This is a genomic window from Actinokineospora xionganensis, from assembly GCF_014323725.1.
Classification (GTDB): domain Bacteria; phylum Actinomycetota; class Actinomycetes; order Mycobacteriales; family Pseudonocardiaceae; genus Actinokineospora; species Actinokineospora xionganensis.
Genome location: NZ_JABVED010000031.1, coordinates 1 through 12,763 on the forward strand (window position 1 = coordinate 1; position 12,763 = coordinate 12,763).

The following is a 12,763-nucleotide window of genomic DNA, read 5'->3' on the forward strand; positions in this document are numbered from 1 at the left end:
TGTGGGAGAGTAGGACGCCGCCGGACAAAAGTTGCAGGGTGCCCCCTGTTTCGCGAAATAAGCGAAACAGGGGGCACTTTTGCGTTGTTTCTGGGGGGCGACCCCCAGGCCCCCACGGTGCGATCGGTGACCAAACCAGCCCTGCCGGATCAACGGGGCTCGCGCTGCGCGCATCGGGTGTGTAACCAATAGGCATGTCGCCCACGGTGCGATCGGTGGCCATTCCAGCTGCCGGATCATCGGCGTGGTTAATCGGTCGCCGCATTTTGCTTTGCCGGGCACCATGACGGCATGACGGTTCAGCGGCACGACGATGGCGAGCAGTTCTGGAACACGGCCAAGGCCCTGTTCCTGCAGGACCCAGTGCGGCACACCGTGGCGATCACCGTCATCAACCAGCTCATCGAAGTGCCCGACAGCTACGGCAACTCACTCATGCTCACCGCGCACGACGCCGAGCGGAGTCTGCTCGGGGCGATGTTCTGCACGGCGCCCTGGCCGCTCTCGGTGTCCGCGCTCCCGGTCGAGACGCACGTTGAGGTCGTGGATTACCTGTTGACCGAAGGCATCGATGTCATGGGTGTGGGCGGACCCCGCGACGTCGCGGATCCGTTCATGCGGACGTGGATCGCCGCCTCGGGCCAAACCATCGAGCAGTCCATCCCGATGCGCCTCTATCACCTGGGCGAACTGGACATGCCCACCAACGTCGCCGGTGAGTTTCGGTTGACCGGTGAAGCGGACGTGCCGATGGTCGGGCGCTGGTGGGAGGACTTCTTCGCGGAAGCCACGCACGGCGGTAACCCCGAATCGGGTGAACACGATGTGCGCAAGGCCCTCGAATTCGGTCGGGGAATCGGGCTCTGGATCGACCAGGGCGAGCCGGGCTCCTTTGCCGTGGCCTCTCCGCCGCGGGCCGGGATGAGTCGGATCGGGCCCGTTTACACACCGGCGGACAAGCGCGGCCGTGGATACGGAGCCGCGGTCACCGCCCACGTCGCGCAGTGGGCGGTCGACCAGGGCGCCGAGCACGTTCTGCTGTTCACCGACCTGGACAACCCGACGTCGAATTCCATCTACCAACGCATCGGGTTCCGGCCGGTGTTCGATGCCGTGGAGTACGTGTTCGCGGACCGGCATACTCTCGAAGCGTGACGCCCGTAACCATTCTCGTCCTGCAACTCGCCGACAACGACCCGCCCGGCAGGCTCGCCGAATGGCTGACCGACGCCGGTGCCGAGGTCCGCATCGCGCACCCGTACCGGGAGAAGTTCGAGGGGAGCCTCGAGGACTACCAAGCCGTGGTCTGCCTCGGCGGCCAGATGGGCGCCAACGACGTCATCGACCACCCGTGGCTCGCCGACGTGCGCTCCCTGCTGGCGACCTGCGTGACCAAGCAGACCCCGCTCCTCGCGGTCTGCCTCGGCGCACAGCTGCTCGCCATGGCCATGGGCGGCCAGGTCGAGACCGGTGACAACGGGCCGGAGATCGGGCCTGGCCTCATCGCCAAGCGCGACCTCGCGTGGACCGACCCGCTGTTCGCCGACCTGCCCCTGATGCCCGACGTCGTGCAGTTCCACAACGACACCATCTCCCGGCTGCCGAACTCCGCGGTGCTGCTCGCGTCGTCGACGCGGTACCCGCACCAGGCGTTCCGTATCGGCCAGGCCTACGGCATCCAGTTCCACATCGAGACCACCCCGGAGATCGTCCAGGCGTGGGCCAAAGCCGACCCCGAAGCCGCCGAGCTGGCCCGCCCGGGCGACCTGGAACCCGAGCGGCTGGCCGAACTGCACGACGACGTCGAGGAAGTCTGGCGGCCGTTCACCGAGCGGTTCGTGAAGCTCGCCCGCGGCGAACTGACGCCGGTCGAGCCCGCCCGCCCGCAGCTCCCCATGGTCTGACGACATGGCCGACCGCGCCCGCTCCATCTCGTCCGCCGCCCGCTTCGGTCTGACCGAGAGTCGGGCGGAGGAGGAACTACGCGCCGCTGGGCTCTGGGGTGACACCGGCCCGATCAGCGAGCACGAAGTGACCCTGACGGCCCTGTCGCGAACCCCCGATCCGGACCTGGCACTGCGCGGGCTCGACCGCGTGCGCACACTCGATCCCGAGTCCTGGCCGCAGTTGCGGGCGGCACTCACCGTCGACCGCAAACTACGCGGCAGGCTGCTGTCGGTGCTGGGCTCGTCCACGGCGCTGGCGGACTTCGTCGCGGTGCGGACCGGTGAGTGGCGCAGGCTGCGGGAGGCCGGGACCGACGCCGACGGATACACCGAGGCCCTGCTCGCCGCTGTCGGCGCGCCCACGACCGGTGGAGCGCAGGGCCCGGTGGCCGCGATCCGCGGCGCGGAAGCGGTGCGGGCGCTCAAGTTCGCCTATCGCGGGCTCATCCTCGAACTCGCCGCCGACGACCTGGGACACCTGGTCGAGCCTGCCCTCGAGGAGCCGTCCTACGAGCAGGTCGCGGGCAAGCTCAGCGATCTGGCCGAGGCCGCGCTGCGGGCGGCGCTGGCCGTCGCGTGGACGGAGAACGGTGGCGCCGAAGCGCAGGAACGCGCCCAACTGGCGGTGATCGCGATGGGCAAGTGCGGCGGCCACGAACTCAACTACGTCAGCGACGTCGACGTCGTCTTCGCAGGGGAGGGCGACACCACGCTGGCGACCAGGGTGGCCAGCGCGATGATGCGGGTGGCGACCGAGGCGTGTTTCGAGGTTGACGCGGCGCTGCGCCCGGAAGGCAAGGCCGGGGCGTTGGTTCGCACGGTCGACGGGCACGAGGCCTACTACAAGCGCTGGGCCCGGACGTGGGAGTTCCAGGCGCTGCTCAAGGCGAGGCCGATCGCGGGCGACGCCGAACTCGGCCGCGCCTACATGGACGCGGTCAGCCCGATGGTGTGGATCGCCGCAGACCGGGACAACTTCGTCGCCGACGTCCAGGCTATGCGCCGCCGGGTCGAGGACCACGTGCCTTCGCAGCTGGTGGAGCGAGAGCTCAAGCTGGGCCGGGGCGGGCTGCGCGACGTCGAGTTCGCGGTGCAGCTGCTGCAGCTCGTGCACGGCCGCACTGACGAGTCGCTCCGCCTCGGGTCCACTATGGACGCTTTGGCCGCGCTCGGCGCGGGTGGCTACGTCGGCCGGTCGGACGCGGTGGAGCTGGCCGAGTCATACCGGTTCCTCCGGACCCTCGAACACCGGCTGCAGCTGCAGCGGCTGCGCCGCACCCACTTGTTCCCAGCCGAAGCCGACACCGCCGACCTGCGCTGGCTGGCCCGCGCCGCCGGTGTCGGCCCCGAGCGCGGCCGGTCGGCCGCGCAGGTCCTCGTCGCCGAGTTTCGGGCGCACGGCAACAAGATCCGCCGGTTGCACGAGAAGCTGTTCTATCGCCCTCTGCTTGCCGCGGTCTCCCGGGTGCCGACGGACGCGTTGCGGCTCAACGAGAAGCAGGCGGCGGCCCGGCTCGCCGCGCTCGGCTACACCTCGCCGGACGGCGCCCTGCAGCACATCAAGGCCCTGACCGCCGGAGTGTCCCGCCGGGCGGCCATCCAGACCGCGCTGCTGCCGGTCCTGCTCGACCTGCTCGGCGCGACGGCCGATCCGGACGGCGGATTGTTGGCTTACCGCAAGGTTTCCGAGGCGCTGGCGGCCACCCCGTGGTATCTGCGCGTGCTGCGCGACGAAGGTGCGGTGGTGCAGCGACTGGCCACCCTGCTGGGCACCTCGAAGCTCGTGCCCGACCTGATCGTGCGTGCCCCCGAGGTGCTGCGGTTGCTGAGCGATCCGAAAGCGCTGACCGACCGCGACCCGGCCGAGGTCGCCACGTCGCTGCGCAACGCCGTGAACCGGCACAGCTACCTGGGCAACGCGGTCACCGCGGCGCGATCCCTGCGCAGGCACGAGGTCCTGCGGGTGGCGTGCGCGGATCTGTTGGGATTCATGGACGTCATGCCGGTCTGTGAGGCGTTGTCCAGCGTGTGGAGCGCGGTCCTGCAGGCCACCCTGGCCGCGGTCGACCGGTCGGAGGCGGCGGCGGCGGGCAGCCACCCGGCGACCATCGCCGTCATCGGCATGGGCAGGCTCGGCGGCGCGGAACTGGGCTACGGCTCGGACGCCGACGTCATGTTCGTCTGTGAGCCTGCCCCCGGAGTGTCCGATTCGGACGCTCTGCGCTATGCCGGCCGAGTCGCCCAGAGTGTCCGCAAACTGCTGGGCTCACCCAGCCAGGATCCGCCGCTGCAGGTCGACGTGGACTTGCGGCCGGAGGGCAGGCAGGGTCCGATCGTGCGGACCCTGGAGTCGTACCGGGCGTATTACAAGCAGTGGAGCGAGGTCTGGGAGGCCCAAGCCCTGCTCCGGGCCCGCCCGGTCGCGGGCGACGCCGACCTCGGGGCCCGGTTCATCGAGATGATCGACCCGGTGCGGTACCCGGAAGGTGGCTTGGATGCCGCCCAGGTAAGGGAAATCCGGCGGATCAAGGCCAGGGTGGACACCGAACGCCTTCCCCGCGGCGCCGACCCGACCACCCACACCAAACTGGGCCGCGGCGGTCTCGCTGATGTCGAGTGGACGCTGCAGCTGATCCAGCTGCGCCACGCCCACGCCCACCCGGCGCTGCGCACCCCGTCCACAATGGAAGGCCTCACCGCCGCCGAGGCGGCAGGGCTCATCACGCCCGCGGACACCGCGGCGCTGCGTGAGGCCTGGGTCCTGGCGACCCAGGTCCGCAACGCGGCCACCTTGGTCCGCGGCAAGCAAACCGATCAGGTCCCCACCATGGGCCGCGAACTGGCCGCCGTCGCCGCGGCCCTCGGCCATCCCTCGGACATCGACGCCGGTGCCTTCCTGGACTCCTACCGCCGCACCACCCGCCGGGCCCGCGCGGTGATCGAACACGTCTTCTACGACGACTGAGGCGCCGGTCACGACCACGGTCCGACTGTCGGGGTGGGACCTTAGAGTCGAGGCATGACCTGGAAAATCCGAATCCCGGTGCGCTCCTACGAGCTGGACACGCTCGGCCACCTCAACCACGCCGTGTACCACCAGTACGGCGAGGTGGCCCGCGTCGAGGGGTTCGCCGCCGCGGGCTGCCAGTGGGGCGACTTCGTGACGCGTTCGGTCGCGCCGGTCCTGCTGTCCTCGACGATCCACTTCCGGCGCGAGGTGCGCGGCGGTGAGCAGGTCGACGTGACGTGCGCGGTCAAGTTCGGGTCCGGCAAGACCTTCAACACCGACTCGCTGATCCTCAAGCTCGACGGCACAGTCGCCGCGGAGATCACGTGCGTGCTCGGCATGATGGACCTCAAGGAACGCAAGCTGGTCCAAGACCCGCGCGCGGTCCTCGAGGAGTTCGGGTTCGACCCGGCCAAGCTGTCCGACTAGGAGTGCGGCGCCCCGCGGGGCGCCGCGGGTCCGTCATGCCATGACTTCGCCGACCTCGACTTCCACGACGGCCTCCGCGGCCGCGCGCCGCAGCAGTTCGGCGGCGAGGGCGGGGGACTGCAGGTCGTCTGGTCCGTAGACAGGGACGTCGAGCCCGGCCTGCGCCTCGCGCACCGCCAGGGGCGACGCGGTCAACAGACCGCTCACCGCCAGCACCGGGTGGTTCGCCGCCCGCAGGCGCTGCACCCCGTAGAGGGCGCCGGAGGAGTCGGCCGCGGCGAACAGCACGCCGTCGGTGATCCGGCGGATCTCCGGGCGGTCGAGCAGCTGCGCGGTCTCCGGCTGCAGCAGCCCGTCGGCGATCTCCAGGACGATCGCGTCGACCCCGCGGGCCATCAGGTGGCCGTGGAGCAGCAGGGAACTCGACACCAGCCGGTCCAGCGGAATCCGGAACGTCGTGGACATCCCGGCGTCGGTGAAGTCGAGGGCCGCGATCGCGCCCGAGTCGCGGAACAGCCATGGGTCGCCGCCCGCCGCGGTGCCGGTGACCTTGGCCGCGCCGACCCGCAGACCCGAGCGGGACAGGCCGTGGACCAGGGACGCGACGGTCGTGGTTTTGCCCGAGTTCATCGAGGTGCCGACGACGATGAACGTCGGCGGCTTGCGCAGGGCCAGCAGCGGCGGCGCGCCGAGGCTGAGGTCGGACACGTTGAGCACGCGGCCGGACTGGTCGCCGACCAGACCCAGCGGGCGCACCGTCGTCGGCGCGCTGACCGCGGCGTTGCGGCTGCGGACCTTGCCCAGCACGCCGCCGGCCGCGACCAGGTCGCAGGCGCCCAGGTCGTCGGGCAGTTCGGCTTCGAAGTGGTCGGGGGCGTACCGCGCGCCGTAGGCGACGAGGATTTCGTCGCCCACGTAGAGCTTTGCCTTGCGGCCGTCGGTCAGCTCCAGCAGCGTGTGATAGCCGAGCTTGGTGACCTCGGCGAGGACGAGATCACCGTGTTTTGGCTGATCATCGCCTTGATGGACGAGGGTCAGCGGCGCGTCGCGATCGAGATTTCGCACCGAGTAGGCCGCCTTGAGGCGATCGACGCGTGCGGGATCAAGGGATGCGAACATGGCGGTTCCTCGTCGATAGCGTGGAGGCGTCCGATCGAGAGCCGATCGGACGTTATTGCGCGGCAGCGTAAGGCCTCCTGAGCGCGCAAGGGAATCCGCACGACATCTCGATTCGGGAAACACTCCTGTAACCGGGACCACATCCCAGGTCGCCATGAAATTTCCACCCTTTCGGGTGGTGCCCCGAAGACGCGAAACGGGGCGGCGGTCGGGGTTTCCCCACAACCGCCGCCCCGAGTCAGGACGGGATCAGCCGATCACACGTCGTAGAACTGTTTCACGCGCACCGCTGACCTGCAACTTTGTCATCGGTGCCCTACCTGACCTGGCGATTTGTGGTTGCTGACGGTCGTTGTCGGTGGTCATTCTTCAACGTATGACGGCCTGTAGACGGCCTGAGCTCAGCGCTCCCTGGCGCCGTTGCTGGATACTTACTGTGATATGTCATCTTGCGTGGCGTCGCGTGGAACGGTGACCACGGTCGACGGGCGGAAACGGACCCCGCCCGTCGACAGCAGGGAGTGCTCAGCGTTGGAGGACTGGGCGGAGATCCGTCGTCTTCACCGGGCTGAGAGGATGCCAACTAGGTCTATCGCCCGTCAGCTCGGGATCGGCCGCAACACCGTCCGTCGTGCGCTGGCCGCCGACGGACCACCGAAGTACCGGCGGCCAGCCAAGGGATCGATCGTGGATGCGGTCGAGCCGCAGATCCGGCAGTTGCTGGCGCAGTGGCCGACCATGCCGGCGACGGTGACCGCCGAACGGATCAGCTCGACCAGGTCGCTGACCGTGCTCAAGGATCGCGTGGCGGGAGTTGCGGCTGTTGTTCTCCCCACCGGACCCGGCGTCGCGGACCGCCTACCGCCCCTCGGAACTGGCCCAGCGTGAACTGTGGTTCCCGCCCGTGGACACCCCACTCGGGTTCGGACAGCTCGGCTAGCCGCCGGTGCGGGTCATGGTGTCGGGTTACTCGCGGATGATGACCGCCCGGATGATCCTGTCCCGCCATAGCCCGGACCTGCTGGCCGGCACCCGCGCCACGCCATCGTCAGCGAACCAAGCGATGCGGGCTCGACGCTGTCATGCCACGGCAGCGGATGAACCATGTCATGCCTGTGTCCGCTGGCAGATCTTGATCGGAGCTCAGGGTTTACCCAGCCCAGCCAAGCAAACCCCGGTAGTCGATCTTGACGAACTTACCCTCAGCTACGCCCCCACTAGCTGGAGCAGGTTCTCGAACGTGTCGACAACGTCGTAGGTGACGTTCTCGGTACCTGCCTTCTCGTTGAGCGACCTGAAGAACCTCCGGGCACACTCGATCTTTGCTTCCTCGACTCCCCTGAGCTGGAGCGTGGACATCGAGCCCTTGGTCTCGGCGACGAAGTAGACATGCTTGGCCTTGCCATCGCGGAAGGCGATCGCCCAGTCTGGGTTGTAGTCGCCGACCGGGGTCGGGATGAAGAACCCGCGCGGCAACTTCGAGTACACGACGACCTCGTCGCTGACGTCGAGCTTCTCCACGAATGACCGCTCGACCTTCGAGTCGGTGACCACGTACTCGTAGACGCTCTTCTTCAGCTTGTCGCCAGCCTTCGACAGGTCCTGGGCGGTCTGGTTCTCCGTGAAGATCGACGAGTCGTATCGGCCGTCGAGCGGGTCGTAGCTGAGGTGCTCGACGATCACAGTGGCCTTCTGCTCGTTGATGAGCCGGGAAGCCTCGGTGATGAACTGCTCGGGGTTCTGCTTGAACTTCGCGAACGTGCCGGGGTTGATGCCCGTCAGGATTGCCGCGCAGGTCTGGCGGGTGAGCTGGGTCTTCTCCGCGATTTCGCCGAGCAGGTCGTACTTCACTGTGGAGCCCGCCGAGACGGCTGAGTGCTCGACCTTCGTCTCCGACACCTTGAACCCGGTCCCTGCTTCGAGCTGCTCGACTTCAAGTCCCACGACCTGCTTGCCTGCCTCGACGAGGTACTGCATGACTGTCACGTTGAGCGACTTGTCGAGCGTGTGGATGCAGTTCTTGATCAGCTCGGAGGAGTCGAACTCGACCTGGTAGACGGACTTGTGGTTGATGCGGCTCCACAGCTCTTGGAACTCGCGCTTCTTGAAGTTCGCCTCGTTGAACGGGATCTTCTTCGGCTTGCGGCCGTCGGTCGGCTTGGACACGTTGAGGTACAGCGCATCGACGAGCGGCCACACGAAGTCGATGACTGGCTTGAGCACTTCGGCCATGGGGGCGGCGAGCGTTCCGTCGGCGCGGGCATCCCTGTACGCCTGCGTCACCAGGCCGTCGTCGTCGATGTAGTCATTACGGATCAGGTGGTTATAGAGCGCCTGCGCGAGCGACTTCTCCAGCACGCTAGTGGAGCCGTCGGCGAGCTTGATTTGCTTGCCGATGAAGTAGTCGACGGTCGCCTTGCGCGGGCGGGCCGACAGCGACTCGATGATCTCCTTCTGCAGGGCGGTGACGAAGTCCGTGTACGACTCGTCGGTGACGACGGTTAGCTCGTTGATGTCGTGGACGGTGACGGGGTTGTCCATCCGCTCGCCGTGCTGGTCGACCGACAGGCGCAGGCCCCGGCCGATCTCCTGTCGCCGCGTGGTGGTGTTGTCGCTCTTCTTGAGCATGCCCATGACGAACACATTTGGGTTGTCCCAGCCCTCGCGCAGCGCCGAGTGCGACCAGATGAACCGCACCGGCTCCTCGAACGACAGAAGCCGCTCCTTGTCCTTGAGGATCAGGTCGTAGGCATCGACGTCGTCCGACTGGCCTGCGAAGTCGCCACGTGCGGCGATCTTGCCGTTGATGGAGCGGCCGGTCTTCTTGTCGATCGAGAAGTAGCCCTCGTGCGTCGACCGCACCGGGATCGCCTCGACATGCGCGCGGTACCGCTCGGCGGCCTCGTCAAAGTCGAGCTGGCCTAGGTAGTCAGCGAGTACCGCCTCGTACTCCTCCTCGAACACGCAGGCGTACTCGCCCAGCGTGTCCGCGCGGTCGTAGTCGCGGTATTTGGCGACCTCGTCGATGAAGAACAGCGACAGCACCTTGATGCCTTGCGCGAACAGCTCGCGCTCTTTATCGAGGTGGGCCCGGATGACTTCCCGGATCTGGATGCGGCGTTTCGCGTCGTCGGTCACATCCTGGGTGACCTCGCCGGCGCCGATGATGTCGCCGTTGCTCAGCTCGACGATGTCGCGGTTCGCATCGACATCCCTGATGAACAGGCCCTTGTACGCCTCGATGCCGCCAGAGATGTCGTGCAGATTCATGCCCTGGCTCAGCCGCTTCACCTGCCGCCTGATGCCCTGGGCGGTCTGCACCTCAAGTTCGACCCGAGCCTTCGGGAAGTCCGTACCTTTGCCGACCTCCAGCCCGTCGACATACAGGTAGGCGGTGCTACCGGCCAGGTGCTTGACCGTGATGCCGCGCACCGCGATCTTCTTCACCAACTTCTGGTTGTACGCATCCACGGCGTCCAGGCGGTGCACCTTGGTGCGCTCGATCTTGTGGGTCGCCGAGTAGCGCAAAGCGAACAGCGCCTTGAACAACCCGAGCGCCTCCAACGATTTCGACGGCTTCTTCCCATCGCCCTCGATCTTCTGCGGCTCATCGATGATCAGAATCGGACGGTTCGCCGCGATCACGTCGATCGGCCTCCGCGACTGGAAGTCGTCGAGCACCTCGTAGATGCGGCGGGCGTCCTTGCCGGTGGCGTTGAACGCCTGGATGTTGATGATCATCACCTGCACGCCCGAGTCGGAGGAGAATCGCTCCAGCTCGTGCAGCCGCGAGGAGTTGTAGACGAACGTGCGAGGCTTGGTGCCGTAGAGCTGCTGGAAGTGCTCGGCAGTGATGTCGAAGGACTTCTTCACGCCCTCGCGGATCGCAATCGACGGCACGACCACGATGTACTTTGACCACCCGTAACGCTTGTGCAGCTCCATGATCGTCTTGATGTACACGTACGTCTTTCCGGTGCCGGTCTCCATCTCGATGTCAAGATTGAACGGGGCGGCTGACTTTTTGACCGGGTCCTTGAGGTCTTTCGATAGCTCCAGCCCTCGGGCCTGCTGCCCCCGGTGCACATTCGCCAGGAGCTGCGGCGGAGTCAGCGCGATCTCTGCATTACGCAGGCCCGCGTCCTCCAGCAAGGTCCGAGCCGCGTCCGCGCCGGGGTCGATGCGGTACTTCACCCCGTCGGCGTAGGGCTGTCCCGTGAACACCTCCACCACGGCATCGACGGCCTCGGTTTGGTACTGCTGAACCTTGAACTGGAGTTTCATCGGGTCAAATCGCCCTTACCTCTGTCCCGGGTGAGACCTCGCGGAAGATCTGTTCGGTGTTGATGCGAGCGGCGTCGCTTGCGAAGCCCGCGTCCAGGAACACGGCGCGCAGCGGGTGTCGGCTGGCGATCTCCTTCACGACGGCGTCGGTGACCTCGTCGGCAAAGCACGCAATCAGGGCGTCATCGGCGACCGACAGCACTCGTCGGGCACCGATCTCCTCGACCGCGACCGGCTCGGCGAGGTCGAGGCCCCAGTCGAGCAATACCTGGAAGAGCAGGTCTTCGTCGGTGCGGTCGGGCTTCACGCTGGCGACTGCCTCAGCGAGCGCGAACTGCACGAGATCGTCTGCCGTCGTGAACGTGTCAGCCATGTTGGTTGTCGCAACGTGCAGTGAGCGGAAACCGACGTCGAGGTCGAAACCGAGGAGCCCGGCCTGCTCCTTCACTTGTGCACCAGCTCGGCGCAGTCGCTCACGGGCGACATCGGCGAGAGTCGCGTACCCGCGCTTCCGGGCGAGTGAGCCGGGGTCAAGCTCCTCGCCGAGCTGGACCAAGATGAAGCGTCGATTTCCTTGATCAGCGGCGTTGAGGTTCATGACAGCGTGCGCGGTGGACCCTGAGCCTGCGAAGAAGTCCAGGACGATCGCTTTTTTGTCATCCGACGTAGCGGCGTTGATCCAGGTCGCAAGAACTCCCGTGTCCTTCGGGTAGTCGAAGTACTTCGCTCCGAGCAGCCTGGCAAGGGCATCGCTCGCTGGCGCGCGCTCCTGTAGCACAAGCGGCCTGATCGCCTGCGTGGACATATCTGAGAGGAAACGTTTCAGCCGCGGGGTGGTCGTGTGGTCGTCGCCGAAGAGAATGCGGCCCTCCCCGATGAGCGCCTGCATCCGCGCCTTGGCATAGACCCATCCGTTGGGGTGGCGCTTCACGGGTTGGCCGGTCCGCGGATGGGGAACGTCGTACATTAGGTTCTCCCGCGGGTTCGGTGAGCGAAGATTGTCGCGTGTGAACACCTTGCCGTCTGCGTCGATGTCGGAGTAGGCCGCAAGGCCAGGTTCGACATCGGGCTTGCTCCTCCACCACGCGCGGAGTAGCTCGGTCGCGCGCACTGAGTCGCCACCCGACTCTGCCCAGCAACGCTGCGCAGCAGCCATCACATCTTCGTAACCACGCTTCGGCGCCTTGAAGCGAACGTCAGCCTCGATCAGCTTCGACTTTGTCCGCGCGTAGATGAGCATGTAGTCGATGCCGCCAGAGGTGAACCGGGCGTCGTTCTTCCCAGAGCCCTGCCAGACAACACTTGCGAGAAAGTTGTCCGGTCCGATGACCTGGTCCAGCATCGAGCGAAGGTTCGCGTGTTCGTGGTCGTCGATTGCGACGATCATGACCCCGTCATCGGTCAGGAGGCTGCGCGCCAACTTCAGCCGGGAGTACATCATGCTAAGCCAATCGGAGTGAAAGCGGCCGTTCGCCTCCATATTCGCGACAAGGCGGTCGCCCGTATTCGACCTTTGAGCCGAGCGGGCGAGGTAGTCGGCGCTCGACTCGGCGAAGTCGTCCTCGTAGACGAAGTCGTTGCCCGTGTTGTACGGCGGGTCGATGTAGATCAGCTTGACCTTGCCGAGGTACGACTCCTGCAGGAGCTTCAAGGCGTCGAGGTTGTCGCCTTCGATGAAGAGGTTCTTGGTTGTGTCGAAGTCCACCGACTCCTCGCGCACCGGGCGCAGCGTCTTGGCGATCGGCGCGTTCGCTGCGAAGGCTGCGGCGCGCTTGCCGGGCCAGTCGAGTTGGTAGCGCTCCTGCGGCCCCTCGACGAGGTGGTCGGAGAGCTCCTGGCGGAGCGCGTCGAAGTCGACCGCACGGACGGGGTTCCCCTCGGTGTCGACGGTCTCGGTCACGACCGTGGGGAACAACTCCGCGATGGCGTCGATGTTGCGCTGCGTGAGGTCCGACGAGTGCATCTTGAGCTTGTCCAC

8 protein-coding genes are annotated in these 12,763 nt (G+C 66.7%); 5 read left to right on the forward strand and 3 right to left on the reverse strand.

Annotation, left to right across the window (positions count from 1 at the left end):
• The first annotated feature begins 291 nt into the window (after positions 1–291).
• Genes GPZ80_RS30260 through GPZ80_RS30275 form a run of 4 tightly spaced genes read left to right on the forward strand, consistent with a single transcriptional unit; the run spans position 292 to position 5,382 of the window.
• Positions 292–1,155: a GNAT family N-acetyltransferase gene (locus GPZ80_RS30260; protein ID WP_187224530.1), complete on the forward strand. Its 864-nt coding sequence runs from the start codon at positions 292–294 to the stop codon at positions 1,153–1,155.
• Positions 1,152–1,904, forward strand: coding sequence for a type 1 glutamine amidotransferase (locus GPZ80_RS30265; RefSeq protein WP_187224531.1), 753 nt, complete (start codon positions 1,152–1,154; stop codon positions 1,902–1,904). Before GPZ80_RS30260 ends, GPZ80_RS30265 begins: the two co-directional genes overlap by 4 nt.
• 4 nt (positions 1,905–1,908) lie before the next feature.
• Positions 1,909–4,911: a bifunctional [glutamine synthetase] adenylyltransferase/[glutamine synthetase]-adenylyl-L-tyrosine phosphorylase gene (locus GPZ80_RS30270; protein ID WP_187224532.1), complete on the forward strand. Its 3,003-nt coding sequence runs from the start codon at positions 1,909–1,911 to the stop codon at positions 4,909–4,911.
• Positions 4,912–4,965: 54 nt separating this feature from the next.
• Positions 4,966–5,382: an acyl-CoA thioesterase gene (locus GPZ80_RS30275; RefSeq protein ID WP_187224533.1), complete on the forward strand. Its 417-nt coding sequence runs from the start codon at positions 4,966–4,968 to the stop codon at positions 5,380–5,382.
• Positions 5,383–5,415: 33 nt separating this feature from the next.
• On the opposite strand, the gene GPZ80_RS30280 is transcribed toward GPZ80_RS30275, so the two are convergent.
• Positions 5,416–6,501, reverse strand: coding sequence for a P-loop NTPase family protein (locus tag GPZ80_RS30280; protein WP_187224534.1), 1,086 nt, complete (start codon positions 6,499–6,501; stop codon positions 5,416–5,418).
• Positions 6,502–6,972: 471 nt separating this feature from the next.
• Between GPZ80_RS30280 and GPZ80_RS33110 the strand changes: the two genes are divergently transcribed.
• Entirely contained in the window at positions 6,973–7,389 is a 417-nt protein-coding gene (locus GPZ80_RS33110; protein WP_312880658.1) for a helix-turn-helix domain-containing protein, read from the forward strand.
• A 318-nt stretch (positions 7,390–7,707) separates the two neighbouring features.
• Here GPZ80_RS33110 and GPZ80_RS30290 read toward each other — a convergent pair whose 3' ends face one another.
• Positions 7,708–10,785 (reverse strand): type III restriction-modification system endonuclease, encoded by a 3,078-nt coding sequence (locus GPZ80_RS30290; protein ID WP_187224535.1) that lies wholly within the window; start codon positions 10,783–10,785, stop codon positions 7,708–7,710.
• 4 nt (positions 10,786–10,789) lie between these two features.
• On the reverse strand, positions 10,790–12,763 hold the full coding sequence (locus tag GPZ80_RS30295; RefSeq protein ID WP_222720093.1) for a site-specific DNA-methyltransferase: 1,974 nt from the start codon (positions 12,761–12,763) through the stop codon (positions 10,790–10,792).

Excerpts from the sequence above, each read along its gene's own strand:
- GPZ80_RS30260 (WP_187224530.1), top strand. The coding sequence starts at position 292 with ATGACGGTTCAGCGGCACGACGATGGCGAGCAGTTCTGGAACACGGCC.
- GPZ80_RS30275 (WP_187224533.1), top strand. The coding sequence starts at position 4,966 with ATGACCTGGAAAATCCGAATCCCGGTGCGCTCCTACGAGCTGGACACG.
- GPZ80_RS30290 (WP_187224535.1), bottom strand. The coding sequence starts at position 10,785 with ATGAAACTCCAGTTCAAGGTTCAGCAGTACCAAACCGAGGCCGTCGAT.
- GPZ80_RS30280 (WP_187224534.1), bottom strand. The coding sequence starts at position 6,501 with ATGTTCGCATCCCTTGATCCCGCACGCGTCGATCGCCTCAAGGCGGCC.
- GPZ80_RS30270 (WP_187224532.1), top strand. The coding sequence starts at position 1,909 with ATGGCCGACCGCGCCCGCTCCATCTCGTCCGCCGCCCGCTTCGGTCTG.